Origin of the sequence: Leptolyngbya sp. BC1307 (assembly GCF_002286735.1) — a bacterium.
In the GTDB taxonomy this organism is placed as follows: domain Bacteria; phylum Cyanobacteriota; class Cyanobacteriia; order Phormidesmidales; family Phormidesmidaceae; genus Phormidesmis.
Genome location: NZ_NRTA01000004.1, coordinates 82,997 through 98,415, shown reverse-complemented (window position 1 = coordinate 98,415; position 15,419 = coordinate 82,997). Strand labels below are relative to the sequence as shown.

General features: G+C 51.3%; 17 protein-coding genes and 1 pseudogene. 9 read left to right on the top strand and 9 right to left on the bottom strand.

What is annotated here, in order from left to right; translation table 11 throughout:
• Nucleotides 1-84: 84 nt before the first annotated feature.
• A complete protein-coding gene (locus CKL79_RS03895; RefSeq protein ID WP_121968354.1) occupies nt 85-564 on the top strand; it encodes a hypothetical protein in 480 nt (159 codons plus the stop codon).
• A gap of 78 nt (nt 565-642) precedes the next feature.
• Here CKL79_RS03895 and CKL79_RS03890 read toward each other — a convergent pair whose 3' ends face one another.
• On the bottom strand, nt 643-1,308 hold the full coding sequence (locus CKL79_RS03890) for a DUF305 domain-containing protein (RefSeq protein ID WP_121968278.1): 666 nt from the start codon (nt 1,306-1,308) through the stop codon (nt 643-645).
• 696 nt (nt 1,309-2,004) lie between these two features.
• Here CKL79_RS03890 and CKL79_RS03885 point away from each other — a divergent pair.
• From CKL79_RS03885 to CKL79_RS03865, 4 genes are all read left to right on the top strand, one after another.
• On the top strand, nt 2,005-2,547 hold the full coding sequence (locus CKL79_RS03885; protein WP_121968353.1) for a DUF4334 domain-containing protein: 543 nt from the start codon (nt 2,005-2,007) through the stop codon (nt 2,545-2,547).
• Nucleotides 2,548-3,016: 469 nt separating this feature from the next.
• A complete protein-coding gene (locus CKL79_RS03875; RefSeq protein ID WP_121968276.1) occupies nt 3,017-3,319 on the top strand; it encodes a hypothetical protein in 303 nt (100 codons plus the stop codon).
• A gap of 46 nt (nt 3,320-3,365) precedes the next feature.
• The gene (locus tag CKL79_RS03870) at nt 3,366-4,475 is read left to right on the top strand and encodes a DUF262 domain-containing protein (RefSeq protein WP_121968275.1); all 1,110 of its coding nucleotides are present in this window, start codon (nt 3,366-3,368) and stop codon (nt 4,473-4,475) included.
• Entirely contained in the window at nt 4,476-5,291 is an 816-nt protein-coding gene (locus CKL79_RS03865) for an MAE_28990/MAE_18760 family HEPN-like nuclease (protein ID WP_121968274.1), read from the top strand.
• On the opposite strand, the gene CKL79_RS24135 is transcribed toward CKL79_RS03865, so the two are convergent.
• From CKL79_RS24135 to CKL79_RS03855, 3 genes are all read right to left on the bottom strand, one after another.
• Nucleotides 5,288-5,422 carry a hypothetical protein gene (locus CKL79_RS24135; protein WP_276298925.1) on the bottom strand — a complete coding sequence of 45 codons (135 nt, stop codon included), beginning with the start codon at nt 5,420-5,422 and terminating at the stop codon, nt 5,288-5,290. The genes CKL79_RS03865 and CKL79_RS24135 overlap by 4 nt on opposite strands.
• Before the next feature lie 6 nt (nt 5,423-5,428).
• Entirely contained in the window at nt 5,429-5,752 is a 324-nt protein-coding gene (locus tag CKL79_RS03860) for a hypothetical protein (RefSeq protein WP_121968273.1), read from the bottom strand.
• Nucleotides 5,753-5,876: 124 nt separating this feature from the next.
• A complete protein-coding gene (locus tag CKL79_RS03855) occupies nt 5,877-6,464 on the bottom strand; it encodes an HD domain-containing protein (RefSeq protein ID WP_121968272.1) in 588 nt (195 codons plus the stop codon).
• Nucleotides 6,465-6,884: 420 nt separating this feature from the next.
• On the opposite strand from CKL79_RS03855, the gene CKL79_RS03850 reads away from it, so the two are divergent.
• On the top strand, nt 6,885-7,433 hold the full coding sequence (locus CKL79_RS03850; RefSeq protein WP_121968271.1) for a hypothetical protein: 549 nt from the start codon (nt 6,885-6,887) through the stop codon (nt 7,431-7,433).
• 15 nt (nt 7,434-7,448) lie between these two features.
• Here the strand turns inward: CKL79_RS03850 and hisB are convergent, their stop codons facing one another.
• Entirely contained in the window at nt 7,449-8,114 is a 666-nt protein-coding gene (gene hisB / locus CKL79_RS03845; RefSeq protein WP_205878985.1) for an imidazoleglycerol-phosphate dehydratase HisB, read from the bottom strand.
• A 279-nt stretch (nt 8,115-8,393) separates the two neighbouring features.
• On the opposite strand from hisB, the gene CKL79_RS03840 reads away from it, so the two are divergent.
• Nucleotides 8,394-8,801, top strand: coding sequence for a hypothetical protein (locus CKL79_RS03840; RefSeq protein WP_121968270.1), 408 nt, complete (start codon nt 8,394-8,396; stop codon nt 8,799-8,801).
• Between the two features lie 189 nt (nt 8,802-8,990).
• On the opposite strand, the gene rfbB is transcribed toward CKL79_RS03840, so the two are convergent.
• The 4 genes and pseudogenes from rfbB to rfbC all read right to left on the bottom strand — a co-directional run.
• A complete protein-coding gene (gene rfbB, locus CKL79_RS03835) occupies nt 8,991-10,052 on the bottom strand; it encodes a dTDP-glucose 4,6-dehydratase (protein ID WP_121968269.1) in 1,062 nt (353 codons plus the stop codon).
• Between the two features lie 53 nt (nt 10,053-10,105).
• Complete coding sequence (locus CKL79_RS03830) at nt 10,106-11,182, bottom strand: glucose-1-phosphate thymidylyltransferase (protein WP_121968268.1); 1,077 nt, start codon at nt 11,180-11,182, stop codon at nt 10,106-10,108.
• A gap of 61 nt (nt 11,183-11,243) precedes the next feature.
• Complete coding sequence (gene rfbD, locus CKL79_RS03825) at nt 11,244-12,125, bottom strand: dTDP-4-dehydrorhamnose reductase (RefSeq protein WP_121968267.1); 882 nt, start codon at nt 12,123-12,125, stop codon at nt 11,244-11,246.
• Nucleotides 12,126-12,214: 89 nt separating this feature from the next.
• Nucleotides 12,215-12,757, bottom strand: a pseudogene (rfbC, locus tag CKL79_RS03820) (dTDP-4-dehydrorhamnose 3,5-epimerase); the annotation flags it as partial.
• 349 nt (nt 12,758-13,106) lie between these two features.
• On the opposite strand from rfbC, the gene CKL79_RS03815 reads away from it, so the two are divergent.
• Both CKL79_RS03815 and CKL79_RS03810 read left to right on the top strand, forming a co-directional pair.
• Nucleotides 13,107-14,087 (top strand): transposase, encoded by a 981-nt coding sequence (locus tag CKL79_RS03815; RefSeq protein ID WP_121968265.1) that lies wholly within the window; start codon nt 13,107-13,109, stop codon nt 14,085-14,087.
• Between the two features lie 198 nt (nt 14,088-14,285).
• Nucleotides 14,286-15,404 (top strand): glycosyltransferase family 4 protein, encoded by a 1,119-nt coding sequence (locus CKL79_RS03810; protein ID WP_121968264.1) that lies wholly within the window; start codon nt 14,286-14,288, stop codon nt 15,402-15,404.
• Nucleotides 15,405-15,419: the final 15 nt, after the last annotated feature.

Genomic DNA, 15,419 nt, shown 5'->3' with positions numbered 1-15,419 from the left:
AGGTACTGCTATTCTGAATCTGCTGTAAAGTTTATTTCTGCCCGTCATCTAATGAACACGTTTTCACTGAAAAAGAGAGAATTTATGAAACTGAATCGATCTATGGTTGCAGTACTGGCCAGCGCGAGTCTGTTGGTGTTGACAGGCTGTGAGGGTAATGGCAATACCACCGCTGAGGTAGAACCTACCGCACCTGATGCGACTGAAAGCGCTGCGACTGAAGTGACTGAACCTTCAGCCGCAGGCGAGTCCCAAGCCGGTGGTCAGGTTGTTGAAGTAGGCGCTTACCATCTGGAGCTAGTGCCTGAGGCAGAGGCAACAGGCACCCACCTAGATCTGTATTTGCAAGACGGCGAGAGCCACTCACCTATTCCAGATGCTCAGGTGAGTGCCCAGATCGATCTGCCGGATGGCACTCAACAGTCGTTAGATATGGACTACGATGCTGAAGGCGAACATTACGCTGCGCTTTTGCCCAGCGATGCGGCAGGAGAATACAAAGTAGCTATTCTTTCTGATATCAACGGAGAGAAGGTTAACGGGCGCTTCAGTTTTACTAGGTAGTTATCTACCCGACAGATGAGAAGGGATATTGTTCTGACTGACTAATCCCTTCTCACAACGTAATCGTAAGCTTAGAAGCTATTGGCCATACCAGTCTTTTTTCCACTGGTTCATCAGATCAATCTCTACCTGTTGGGTTCTAAGAATATCATTAGACACCTGTTGTATTTCAGGACGATCGCTATTCTTCAGTCCCTGCTCTGCCATCGCCAAAGCGCCGTCATGGTGAGGAATCATGCCGTTGATAAAGCGCAGGTCAAACTCATCATCGGCCTTGCCTAAGTCGCCATCCATTCGCATACTCGACTGCATCTCAGTAGACATCTCCATCGTGTGTCCCATTTGAGCATCATACATAATCGGTTCAGCGCTAGCTTCCGGATACCATGCCTGCCGCCATGTCTGCATTTGGGAGATTTCATCTTTCTGGTCTCTGATAATATTTTGTGCCAGCTCCTTGGTTTCGGCGCGCTGAGAATTTTGGAGAGCGGCTTCGGCCATGGCGATCGCTCCCTGATGGTGCAAGATCATGCCATCAATAAAGCGCAGATCAAACTCGTCATCCTGGGGGCCAAGATCCATCGTCATCGCATGGTCTTCCATAGGCATGTCGTCGCCTACAGGCGTAGACTGCTCAGGCGTTTGAGAAACCGAATCAGAGGGGCTGCATCCAGCTAGAAAGGTAGACGCAGAGGCTAAAAGCCCCAATGATAAAACCAAACCTACATTTTGCTTCAGGCGCATACGAAATCAAATCCTTATGAAATAACAGCTATAGAAAATTATAGATCTGAAAAGTGAAATGCGGATGAAACAGGGTAAACGACGGTAATCTCTGTCTCGTTGGCAGGCAAAGAAATTGGCTGGTGATAAGAAACGGAATCTTAACTAGGGAAGCTCCAATCGAGACAGGTGGGCTTTTTTTACTCGCCGGTTCGATAAACGCTTAAAGAACTCGGCAGCATCGTCTACAAAGGAATACACGACTGGGACGACCACTAAAGTCAGCAATGTAGAAATTACAAGGCCACCTAAAACTGCAGTGGCAATTCTTCAGCAATATCGCTAATCAAATCTTGCAAGCAGCAATCACTTTTTACTAAGGGCCGCTGTTTGCTATCTAGCCGCGAGAGCAAGAGTAAATCACTGACCATAGTTATAACTCTTGCTGCCCTGCCAATCGTCTAAGTTAAAAGGCTTTTGAGGCTCGGTTTGGATGGGAGAAGAGGTCTGCATGGGCGAACGTGGGGGTGGTGTCTGTCTGTCCGCTATGATAGGGACTCTACGTCAGAGGTCTCTTCTACCTGTGGGTGATGTTTTGCTCGGCTAAGTTCTCACAAAAGTTAGACGATTGGCGGCTATTCTCTCGTCACACTAAGAATGCAGACTTTATGGACCTCTTGCTTCAATCTCGGCAAAGTGCGCTCTACAGGAAATATCATGCTTACTGAAGAAAAAATCCATCCGATCTTACAGAAAAAGAAAGCGACTACAGAAGAAGCCTTAGCCCTATTTGATCAGCTAGAACCGGTGGATATAGCCTTTATGTTTGGCAGATGGAAGGGCTCTGGCCTCGACACCGATCATCCGATGGATGGCTTGCTGGAGGTGGCAAACTGGTACGGTAAAGAATTCGTTAGCCCGGATTGTGTCCATCCGCTGCTGTTTTTAGATGGCAACGGTCAGATCTTCAAGATTTCGCCTAATCCGCAGATGATGAAAATGGCTTTGAGCCTACCCATTCCTACGAACGAAGCGGTTAAACCCGTGTTCACGTTGTTTAATCCGCTGCTAAAAACAGAAAAGAGTCAGGCGCGGCTGCGAATGATGGAGCATCGAGGCAAAATTAGCGCCACTATGATCTACGACCATTTGCCGATTCACGATGTCTTTAGAAAAGTGGATGAAAACACGCTGCTTGGCCTGATGGACTACAAGGAGTCTCAGCAGCCTTTTTTCTTCATTTTGAATAGAGAGCAGTAAGAGGGGTTGTGGTCATTTTTCCACAGCCTATGGCCTTGCCTGAGGCGATGCCGGTGGGGAGTGGCGGGCGGCGATCGCAGGACGCTATTGACGCTCGTGAGTTTACAGGTAAGTGAGAAGTATTTGCTGCTCTGCGAAAAGCGTGAACTGCTCGGCAAAGAGCGCAAGCGGCTCCTAGAGAAGCGTGAACGACTTACGGAGAAGTGCGAGCGGCTCACGGAGAAGTGCAAGCGACTGGGCGAGGAGTGTGGGTTGCTCGGCGAGGAGCGCGAGCTGCTTGGGGAATAGTGTGAGCAGCTTACGGAGAAGTGCGATCGCTTCCCTGACCAGTGCGAGCTGCTATGTAAGCAGTATTTAGCGGTTCCTAAGAAAACTTTGGGGGCCGGGTCACAGGCAGACGTGGCTACTATGGGAATAGTGAGGGCTAACGGGGGTATCCCGGTGGCTAGTCGGACGCAAGAGGGCGTGAATGGATAGGGCAGATCAGCAGCGGGTCGAGCAGTTTTTGGGTAAGTGGCTGGGCTCTGAGGGGAATGAGCGGGCCAACTGTCAGGGATTTTTCTTGGACTTGTGCGAGGCGCTGAGAGTGGATAAGCCTGCGCCCAAGGGTAACCAGGCAGACGATCCGTATTGCTTTGATAAGGACATCAAGTTTTATAGCAGCCAGAAGATGGCCCCGACGACGCGCTTTGCGAACTTTTATAAGGCTGCTTTTTCGTTAAGGCGAAGCAGGGTTAGCGACAAAACACAAACGAATAATCGCACGATTTGACTGCGCTCACGATAAACTAAACTTAGCGAAGCTCTTGGCGTATGGCATGATCACCACTCTCAAACAAAACCTATCTGGCTTACAGCAAAAGGCTAGGGAAAGAACCGTCAAAACTCAGAATATTGAGTATGACTTAGAAACCCTGGTCAAAAAAATCAAGAGAGGCACTATCAAGCTTGACCCCGACTATCAAAGAAGACATCGATGGACTACGGAAACTTCATCGCGACTGATTGAAAGTCTTATCCTCAACATTCCAGTTCCTTTAATTTATCTATCTCAAGATGTAGACATTGATATTGAGACAGGCGACGAAGAATCTCGTTACTCTGTCATTGATGGGCAGCAGCGATTAACGGCTATTACAAAATTCTTCAACAACGAGTTTTCGTTAACAGGACTCGACGCACTGACCGAGCTAGAAGGAACTTACTACAAAGACTTACCTCCTTTTTTAATTAGAAGATTAGAAGAGAGAACTATCAAGTGTTTGCGAATCGACTCTACCGTTGACGATCAGGTAAAGTACGATATTTTTGAGAGACTTAACTCTGGCTCAGTGAAGCTAGAAGCTCAAGAACTTAGAAATGCTGTATCACGAGGGCCATTTAACGACCTTCTGAAGGAGCTGTCTAAGGATATAAATTTTAGGATATTGTTACAGATTGACCCTAACAACCCTGAAAGCAACAGCAAAGTCAAAAAGATGGAAGATGTCGAACTTGTACTGAGGTTCTTTGCGCTGAATAACTATAATGACCAATCTCTGGGAAAAGGTCTTAAGCAGTTTCTTAACGATGAGATGGATAAGTTTAATCAGCTTAGCAAAAGTGAGCTATCGGAAATGAGACAGACATTCTTGATAACCATGCGAACGATTCGAGAAGCTTTTGGGGATAAGGCATTTGCAAAATATCGTTACGAAAACGACGCTTTTGATAAGATGTCGAACTTTAATGCCGCTGTTTTTGATGCACTAGCTGTCTCAGCATCTATGTCGATGGACTTTGCCAATCCTCAGATAGCGCCCAGTGCGGTGGATGGCTTTAGAGATTTGTTTAAGCAGCAGGTCTTCTTTGATGCTGTGTCGGCTAGCACAAGCGCCAGAGAAAAAGTCATCGCAAGAATTGAAGCCGCAAAGCAGGTTTTCTCGTAAATGAAAACTTTTGTCAACTATCTTGTTAATTCTATAGAGGATCAGTGGAAAGAGGTAGATGTTTTAATTGAAAGATCTGCTGAAGAACAAGACAAAAATCCTACGCTCTACAGTGCTTTATGTAGAGCATCTATTGTGCTGATGGTGGCTCACCTTGAAGGCTTTACAAAAGAGGTAGCAAGAGCAATTTTAGATGACGCGAACAAGTTCTCAAGTTTTAAGGAAACTCCGTACCCGATTCAAGCAACTTTTTGCAAGACATTCACTGGCGCAGATAAGGAAGACAGCAATCAAACAAGAGAGCTAATTAGTCTGCTATGCGGGCTAGAAACAAAGTTTTCCCTTGAACCTTTTCTGATAGAGAGTGCTCGTGGAAATAACAAGAATCCCTCGCCCAGAGTTATCGATAAGGTATGTGCCAACTTCGGCGTAAACAATTTCTTTTCACGAATAGATAATTCGCGGCTAGACAATATCTTTCGCGATGTGAGATCTGACATAGAAGCGCTACTAAAGGAACTGATGCATCACACGTCGGTCGGCACAAAAGTCTATCCATATAGCATGAATGTAAGTGAATTTGGAATTGATGCTTCTGATTACAGAGGAGGAAGCAAGCGCGCAAATACTTTTTGGATAACATTTCTCGATCAGTTACTTGAGAGTAGGAATGGAATTGCACACGGGTCGTCTACCACTAATAGCTTATCTGTAGGGGAGCTGATCGACTTCCGGAACAAAGTTGCCGTTTTGCAGCACGCTCTAGTGTTGGTTCTTTGCCACGAAGCTTTACCTAAACAGATGAGAGCTTGTTAAGAGATGTCGCGAAGTACACCATCATCGGCATATACAACCTGCTCGAAAAACTCCGCGCAGGCCAACCCTTCACCGACGCCGACTGAGGCTACAACAACAAAGCCCTCGTCTCCACCCTCAAGCAAATCCACGACGAGCTAGACGCCGCAGTCCTCAACGCCTACGGCTGGCCCCCAACCCTCACCGATGAACAAATCCTCGAAAACCTCGTTGCCCTCAACGCCGAACGAGCCGGAGAAGAACGCAACGGCCTCATCCGCTGGCTCCGCCCCGAGTACCAATCTCCTGGGCAAGCCCTCGAAGAAACCCAACCCCAACAAACCACCCTCAAAGTTCTCACCCCAGAAGAACCCATCACCGAATCCGTAGAACAACAAAAATGGCCCACCAAACCTAAAGAACAGCTCGCCGCCATCCGCGACCTCCTCCGCACCACCCCCGGCGAATGGAGCGCCAAACAAATCGCCGCCCAGTTTAAAGGCCGCACTACGCAGAAGAAATTGGATGCCATTACCGAAAACCTCCAGCGCCTAGAATGCCTCGGCCTCGTCATCTGCGACCAAAAAAGCGGCCACTAGACTGGCACTACGCCGACTTGCTCAACGCACCAACCGTTTCCTTACCCTGCCGATACGCCTGATCAAATAAATCTTCTAGCTGGGCATGGCTGCCGCGAATTTGATCGATGACGGCTTTGCCCCAGTCGAGATATTCATCAAGCCGGGAGACTGGCCAGTCCTTGGGGGGTGCGGAGGTGACATCGCGCAGGTTGGCGGTTTTGTCGGCAAGTTTTACCAGGCGGGCGCGATCGCTCAAACTTGGCGCATGGTCAATTTGCTTTTGCTTACGGGCCTTTTTAGGCAAAGACTTATCGTCAGTCACTTCGGCCACGATATCGCGAACTGTTCGGCCAAAGCGCTGCTCAATATCGGCAAAGCCAGTGCCCGTGTCTTCGACGGTATCGTGTAGCAAAGCGGCAATCAGCACGGTCTCATCGCTCACGCCAGCTTCGTTCAGCAAAATATTGGCAACGGCAATCGGGTGGTTGATGTAGGGCGTGACGTTATCTTTACGCTGTTGATAGCGGTGTTGATAGGCGGCAAAGCTCAGCGCTTCTAAAAACTTTGCGGTCATGATTTTGTCTTTGGCAGCAGGCATGACAGATGAAGACATGGTGAGGAATAGGCACGATGGCTGGTAAAAATATAGCGAATTCAGTGTTCGACTGATGGCAGACGATGCCTGTGCAGTGCCCCTGATTTCTCTGCTAGCGGCTGAAACGCGCTCTGGAACGCGCTCTGGAACGCTTTGTTAAAGCTTCATCGCCACGATAATGTTCACTTAAACTTTCATCAACAACCGTTGATAGTTTTTGCTCAGCGAAGGCATGATGGGGGCAAGGCTTACAGTTATTTTGAGTTCTATAGCTTTGGCCACTGAGGTCACTCCATTAGCGATCGCTAGAACCGCTATGTGCTGCGGGCTAAGTGACTAAGTGGCTAAGTGGCTAGCCGTCGTACGTAGGCATCGCCTTCTCTGCGAGTATGCATCCGACGACGGCTATATAAAATCGTCCCCTTATTATTAAGCGATATGTCAGTGCCCACCTCTCACAAGACAAAATTTTGGATTGTCTGCTGTGAAGTCACCGAAGCTACTCAAGCAATTGCTAGCGCCGTGGATGGCTGGCAGTTGCCGGGCGTGCGATCGCTTTTAATTGATCAGTCGCGGATGGCCGCTATCGATCAGCTAGCGCAGGCCAACTACGCTATTTTTATCACCCCCTATACGCAGCCCTGCTCGCGGATGAAAGTCAGCCCGCTCGGGACTGCTCGGCCAGCTCTGGCAGCGCCTGCTACCTTTCAAACGTTTCAAAGCCCAGCGGCTCTGCTCAGCGAAGCTCACAGCCGCCACGGTCAATCGCCTCAGTCATGGTGGTTTCAACTGCCCATAACAGAAGTGCGCGCCCGATGCATCCAGCCTATTCCAATCGGAAAATCCGTTGCCCAAGCGCTCAATAAAATTGAAGTCTTTGTGCGCAATTACAGACTGGCGATTACGCCTAACCCTACTCATCATCCACTCCCTGAGCATCACAGTCAGCCCCGGCAGCAGCAGCTAGCAACCGTGCAACTGTCGTAACGCCGCCTATGCAAACTAGATCACCCCTTTCGAGCTAGGAATCGTTCCGGCCCGGCGGGGGTCGGTTTCGGTGGCCATGCGCATGGCTCGGGCAAATGCCTTAAAGGTGGCTTCAATAATGTGATGGGAGTTAATACCACTGAGCTGACGAATATGTAGCGTCAGCTGCGCATGGTTGATGATGGCGACAAAAAATTCGCGCACGAGCTGAGTATCGTAGGTGCCGACGCGCTGCGTGGGGATCTCTAGGCCGTAGCTGAGGTGGGGGCGACCCGAGAAGTCGAGCGCTATCTGTACCAGGGCTTCATCTAGCGGGGCAACAAAATGGCCAAAGCGGGTAATGCCTTTGCGATCGCCCAGTGCCTGATGCAGTGCCATTCCTAAGGTGATACCGACATCTTCATTCGTATGGTGATCGTCGATTTCGATATCGCCAGTCGCGCGCACTTCCAGGTCAAACAGCCCATGCGAGGCAATCTGATGCAGCATATGATCTAAAAAGGGAATGCCGGTATCAGCGGTGCAGCGGCCCTGCCCATCGACGTTGAGCACCACCTGCACGTCAGTTTCTTTAGTCGTCCGGCTGACCGAAGCGGTACGGCCCGGTTGCTTTACTAAGTCTGCGTTTGGCGTTGCAGATTGCTGAACGGAAGTCGAAATCTGAGAGGGGCTAGAGACCATGATGATTGCTAAAGGCTAATGCTAGGAGTGCGCTGAACGATGGGTTCCCACCGTACGAATGTGTCTTTTAATCTTACGACTTTGTACGAGTTGTGTGACTATCTGTGTGGTCGAGCGTGAAACATCTGACTGTGCAACCCTTCTTCACACGGAATTGAATCTTTGCAGATGAGCTAGCATAATAGGCGATTATGCGCTGAGTGTTTTCATGGCTTTCTGTGTAGAGATACGGTCAGCACTGGGGGCAGGCGACTTTTAACGTTTGACGAGGCTTTGCTTATGTCTGTCAGTGAACTCAACCACTTCATGACCTATGTAATTGACGGGTGGATGCTGTTTAGCGCCGGATTTATTAGCATTGCCTTTGTTTCGTTTGTCTCGCGGCGCATTCAAGAAGATATTGCGGCAGAGACAGCGGCGCTGGCCCAAGGGGAATCTCAGGAGGAAGCTCAGGGGGAAAAGGCGATCGCTCCAGTCAGCTCCTCTAAAAAGGTCACCGCCATCCAACCCGCCGCCGAAGCCACTGATCCCTCGCCGGTTAGTCCAGCAGAGCCCACCGACGGTGCGGACACAGCCGATGTAGAGAAAGACGCTGCGCGGCTCGAAGAAGTGGCGGCAGTCTCCGAAAAGCTTTCTAAAGCCAAGGAAAAACAGTCGGGCTCATCCTCGGTCTCGGTCTCTACCTAGTTGCTGTCATTCAGGGTGAGCTGTACATGACTGTCTGGATATAGGGTCATGACAGAAGTGTTGCTGTTCGATCTGGCTGCTTAGGCTCTCGTATTCCGTGAGGGCAACGGCTGAGTGTGTCTGCGATGCCCCACCTGACCGACTGCCTGCTGTAGAACTGTTGAGTGGGAGAGTGCTGAAGGGGGATGATTAGCGATCGCCATATAACCGGTCGTAATAGCCCTTGTACTCGTCAGAGAGCAGCGGTTGCCACCAGTCGCGATGATTCAAATACCACTCGACCGTTTGCCGCAGCCCGGTAGCAAAGTCATAGGCGGGCGACCAGCCCAACTCTCGCTGAATTTTGGCGATGTCCATCGCATAGCGGCGGTCGTGGCCGGGTCTATCGGTGACGAAGGTGATTAGCTCACGGGGTGGCTGCGGGAGGTCACCGGCTAGTTCACCCATCAGGTCGCAAAGCTGATGGACGATATCTATATTTTTGACCTGGTTATTGCCGCCGATATTATAGACATCGCCTGGATTTGCCTGATGCAGCACCCCATCAATTGCGGCGCAGTGGTCGCTCACATGCAGCCAGTCGCGCACATTTTGGCCATCGCCATACACCGGCAGCGGCTTGCCGAGCAAAATGTTGAGGCACATGAGCGGAATTAGCTTTTCGGGAAACTGATAGGGGCCGTAGTTATTTGAGCAGTTGGTAATCAGGGTGGGCATGCCGTAGGTGTGAAAATAGGCACGGGCCAGATGATCGCTGCCTGCTTTAGACGCTGAGTAAGGACTATTGGGTGCGTAGGGCGTGGTTTCTGTAAAGGCAGGGCCGTCTGCTTCTAAGCTGCCGTATACTTCGTCGGTGGAGACATGGAGAAAGCGATAGTCAGCCGGTTTGCCTTGGGTTTGCCAGCGATCGCGAAAGGCCTCTAGCAGGGTAAAGGTGCCAACTACGTTAGTCTGGACAAAGGCGGCAGGGCCTAAAATTGAGCGGTCTACATGCGACTCAGCTGCAAAGTGAATGACTGTATCGATCTCTTCTTCTGCCAGCAAAGCTGCAACTAATTGACTGTCGCAAATATCTCCCTTGACCAGGCGAAATCTATCCTGGCCTTCCAGTCCGGCTAAATTCTCTTTATTCCCTGCATAGCCCAAAATATCTAAAACAACCGCTCGCCCTTCGTGATTTTTACACCAGTGATGGACAAAGTTAGACCCGATAAATCCAGCTCCGCCGGTAATGAGAACTCGTTTTGTCATGATTGTGAGAAATAGTTTGTTGGAGAGACGGGGTTTGAAAGCAAAATAGCAGACTAGGTGAGTTCAATAGTAGAGTCGTCCCCCACCATGAACCGCAGTGCCTTGGGTCGATGGTCGGTCACGGTCAGCTTGGCCCGAGCCCCAATCAAACTATCGACGATGCGCTGATGAATGCCTGAAATTGTCGCGCCTTGCAGTACCACGCTGTGATCGATTTCGACATTGATCATGCAGGTACTATCAGCAATGCTGGTGTAAGAGCCGACAAAGCAGTTCTCCAAAACGCAGTTTTCACCAATCACGACTGGACCACGCACGGTGCAGTTAGTCAGCCGAGAGCCCTGCCCGACCACAACACGGCCACTGATTTTACTCTGCGCATCTACGTCGCCCAAAATTTGTGGATGGGTAATGTACTCATCTAAAATGATGCGGTTGGCCTCTAGCAGATCGTCTTTTTTACCCGTATCTAGCCACCAGCCAGAGAGTTCTTTCGCTTCGACTGGCTGATGGGTATCAATCAGCTGCTGGATGGCGTCGGTAATTTCTAGTTCGCCGCGCGCTGAGGGTTTGATTTGGGCGATCGCCTGATGAATCTCTGCCGAAAATAAGTACACGCCAACCAGCGCCAGGTTAGAAGGCGGATCTTTAGGCTTCTCTACCAGCTTGATAACGCTGCCATCGGCGGCAATTTGCGCGACGCCAAACGCAGTGGGGTTTGCCACCTGCTTGAGCATGATGATCGCGCCCAGCGGCTTGGCCTTAAAGTCAGCCACAAATTCGACCAGATGGTCTTGAATCAGGTTGTCACCCAGATACATCACAAAGGGAGAATCACCCAAGAAAGGCTGAGCGATTTTGACCGCGTGGGCCAGACCGTCGGGGCTGGCTTGAGAGATGTAGGTAATGTTTGCGCCAAAGCGATCGCCCTTTCCCGTTTTTGCCTCAATTTCTGGGCCGGTCTCTGGGCTGACAATGATGCCAATTTCGGTGATGCCAGCAGCGACCAGGCTCTCAATGCCGTACCAGAGAATGGGCTTATTAGCCACGGGCACTAGCTGCTTTGCGCCTGTGTAGGTCAGCGGTCTGAGGCGGGTGCCTTTACCGCCCGATAAGATCAGTGCTTTCATACGATTTTCCCTGAGTGAGTTTCAAGCGTAGAGGGGGGGGGATTGGCTGGGTTAGCGCTGGCTAATCGTGCCCGGATTGAGCTAGCTCCTGTAGCATGGCCCGCAGGCTCTCCCGCCAGTAGGGGGCGCTATGCCCTAAGAGGCGAGCTGTCTTTTGGCAGTTCAAAACGGAGTAGGCCGGTCTCTGGGCCGGAGTGGGGTAGTCTGCTGTGGTAATGGGGTTGACCGTCTGAATTTGCAGCGGCATGCCCAGAGCGCGGGCCTCTTGGAAGATGGCGATCGCAAAGTCGTACCAGCTGGCTACACCGCTGTTGGTGTAGTGGTAAGTGCCCGGCCTCTGAGTCACTTGCTGGCTGAGCTGCGCGATGGCGATCGCAATATCTCTGGCCCAAGTCGGCGACCCGACCTGATCGGCCACTACGTTGAGATGGTCTCGATCTTTCCCCAATCGCAGCATGGTCTTGACGAAATTACCCTTGCCCTGAGCGCCGTAGACCCAGGCCGTCCGCAAAATAATGTGCTGGTCGAGAGCAGCGCGAATGGCCGCTTCCCCCGCTAGCTTGGTTTTGCCATAGACGCTTAGCGGGCCAGTTGGGTCAGCTTCACAGCGCGGCGACCCGGCCTGCCCAGCAAACACATAGTCGGTAGAGATATGGATCAGCGCGGCACCGCACTTAGCTGCTGACTGCGCCAATGCCTGAGGGGCTTCTGCATTGATCCGGTAGGCCAGCTCTGGCTCGCTTTCGGCTTGGTCTACGGCGGTGTAGGCTGCGGCATTGACGATGAGTTTGGGATGGGCGGCGGCTACCTGATGGGCGATCGCCTCCAAATCAGTCAAATCTAGCTGCTGCCTGCCCACTGCCGTTACCGGTGCGAGCGGCGTCAGCGTTTTCACCAGCTCCCGCCCGACCTGTCCTTGAGCGCCTATCAACAAAATGCTCATGCCTTAGCACCTTCTGCAAGGTTTTCAGGAAGGTTTGCAGGGTCAGAGTTGGCCTGGCTGAAGTCTGCACGGCTGAAGTCTGCGTAGTCAAACAAGTCCGCTGAGGCTAGCGTTTCTCCAGCCGCGTCTTTGTCCGAAAGCACGGGCGTTTGGCCTGCTGTGGGCCACTGAATACTGAGCGCGGGATCATTCCACACCAGGCAGCGCTCATCTGCTGGGCTGTAAAAGTCTGTCGCTTTATAAAGCACGTCAGCCGTTTCTGAGAGCACATAAAACCCATGCGCAAATCCTGGCGGAATCCACAGCTGCTTTTTATTTTCGGCGCTCAAGATCTTACCTACCGACTTGCCAAAAGTCGGTGACCCCTGGCGAATATCGACCGCTACGTCGTAAATGCTACCGACGACCGCCCGCACGAGCTTGCCCTGGGCCTGTTTAACCTGGTAGTGTAGCCCGCGCAGGATATTAGCTGCAGACGAGGAGTGGTTATCTTGAACGAATGAATAGCTAGCGACTATAGCCTCATCAAAGGCTCGCTGATTAAAGCTCTCTAAGAAGAAGCCGCGTTCATCTTGAAAAACCCGAGGCTCAATTATGACGACTTCGGGAATTTTGGTCGGCGTAATCTGCATACTGAAGCTCTTAAATCGACACTAAACTGGTCGCTTGACGGCTGCGATCGGGGCGAGAGAAAAACCATAGCAGAAACCGGGTTTTGCAATCGATCAATACCTATTCCAATGTTTAGCTTATGCAGCGCTGGCGCAAATTACCTTTAAGCGGAAAAACGCAGGCAGCTCATACTCACGTAAATCTTTCAAAAAGACAACAGTACGGCTTCCTAGTAAATAGAGACTGTGGGAATAATGGGAGAGCAGCGCAACCAGATAGCTGCTCTCTCTGCACTTTAAGACTCGCGCTTCAAAAATCTGCGCTATGAGATCTGCGCTTTTAAGACAGTACGCCTTAGGACGTTTTGCTATGACTCCTCCCTTCCTCTCTATTGTCATACCTATGCGAGAGGGGTTCTCAGCTCAATGGCTGCAAGAATTGCTCAAAGTGCAAGGCGATGTGGAGTTCATTCTGGTGCATCCGCCCGGTGTCTGCCCTGAGCCCTGCGCTGACGGTCGCCTGCGCCAGCTAGTGAGCCCTTTTCGCGGCGAAATTATTCAGCGTCTCAGCGGTATGCTAAACGCTTCAGGCACTTACCTGCTGACCTTTAACTGCGACGAGTATATCAACCCCGAAGTCCCGGCGCTGGCAGAGCGGTATTTTCAGCAGTTCCCTGGTAGCTGGGTGATGCGCCTGGCCAAAGAAGAATACGCCTATGGCGACCAGGCCGCACTGCACGCTCCCTGGGAAGAGTTGCCAGAAGACCTCACGTCGCTACCGATTTGCCGCAAGGCCGATGGTAATCTGCGGCTATATGCCGAAGGCCATCTACTAGAAATTCCGATTGCCCCCATGCATAACAAGTTTGACTGGGGCTGTATCTGGCGCGGTCGGCGTGATCACTTAGGGCCTCACGCCGAAAACTTCGATAAGAAGGTCTGGATAAACGCCATGGTGCAGGAGGCCCTACAAGAAATTTTAAAGGGGTTCAATCTCTTTGGCCCGGTTAAGTATCTGCCTTTCTGGTGTTTAGATCGGCTGCTAGGTTTGGCTTTGCAGGCTAAGTTTTACGATCCGGCTCAGCCCGATCAGGTGATTGGCTACCAGCTACCGGCTCCGGCTCAGCTGCGCGTAGAAGATAATCCGCCTGAGCATCGCCGCCGGGGCCGGTTCTACGTTTTTGCAGAGATCATTCTGCTGCGTCAGTTTCCTCAGTATGGCTACATTTGGAACCTGGCTATTCACCAGATTAGGGAGTTTCCGGTCAGGGCTTACTCATCTCTCCAGCGCAAGCTGTCTAGCCGGATGAAGGCTCAATCGGGTGAGAGCGATCGCGCCCCGGTTACGTAAGCCCATCCGTCGATTCAGCTCATAACGTATCTCATCGCTTCGGCGGCGGTCTCAGGAGGCTTTCTGGGGCTGCTTTTTGCTGGTAAGCTGGCTGGCAGGCTGCTGCGCGCTCTGGAGAAAGTTGTTGACAGCCATAGCCAACTGCGGCGGGTAATCTGCACGCTGCGCGCCCCAGATCCCAGTCTACTAGCCGCCGCTATGAAGAGAATTGCCGTCATTCACGAGTGGCTGACTAGCCATGCCGGTTCTGAGAAAGTAGTCGAGCAAATTCTCAAGCTCTATCCTGATGCGGATTTGTATAGCCTAGTAGACTTTTTGCCTGAGTCTCTGCGTTATTTCATTCAGCACAAGCCGGTCACCACCTCCTTTATTCAAAAGCTGCCTTTTGCTGAGCGGCATTTTCGCAGCTATTTGCCGCTGATGCCCTTGGCAGTTGAGCAGTTCGATCTGGCCGCCTATGACCTGATTATTTCGAGTCATCACGCCGTGGCCAAAGGCATTCTGACCCGCCCTGATCAGCTGCATATTAGCTATGTACACACGCCGCTGCGCTATGGCTGGGAATTACAGCATCAGTATCTGCGGCAGGCCGGGCTAACGCGCGGCCTTAAAAGCGGATTGACCCGCGCGGTTTTGCACTATTTGCGGCTATGGGACGTGGCGAGCGCTCACCGGGTGGATCACTATTTAGCGAACTCCCGCTATGTCGCTCGGCGCATTGAAAAAACCTATCGTCGTTCTGCTGAGGTTATCTATCCACCGGTTGATACTGGCCGGTTTCGAGCAGACTACGCTCGGGAAGATTTTTACCTGACGGTATCGCGATTTGTGCCTTATAAACGGGTCGATCTGACCATTGCCGCCTTCAATCAATTGGGATTACCTCTGGTGATCATTGGCGATGGCCCCAGCGATAAGGCTATGCGGCAAATGGCCCAGCCCAATATTCGCTTTTTAGGCAAACAGCCAGATAGCGTGGTAGAAGATTACATGCAGCGCTGTCGGGGCTTTATTTTTCCGCCAGAGGAGGATTTTGGCATTACCCCAGTTGAAGCTCAAGCAGCCGGTGCACCCGTGATTGCTTATGCCAAAGGCGGGCAAGCTGAGACGGTGATCCACCAGCAGACCGGGCTACTCTTTCCTCATCAGACAGTTGAAAGTCTGGTACAGTCGGTCAAATGGCTAGAGTCATGTGTGGGTCAATTTGAATCGGGTGCGCTTAAAGACCATGCCGAAAAGTTCTCAATCGCGTGTTTTCAGTCGCGGTTTAAGGGTTTTGTTGAGAATGCCTGGGTGCAGTTCAAAGCGGGTGAATGACCGGCTATATGACAG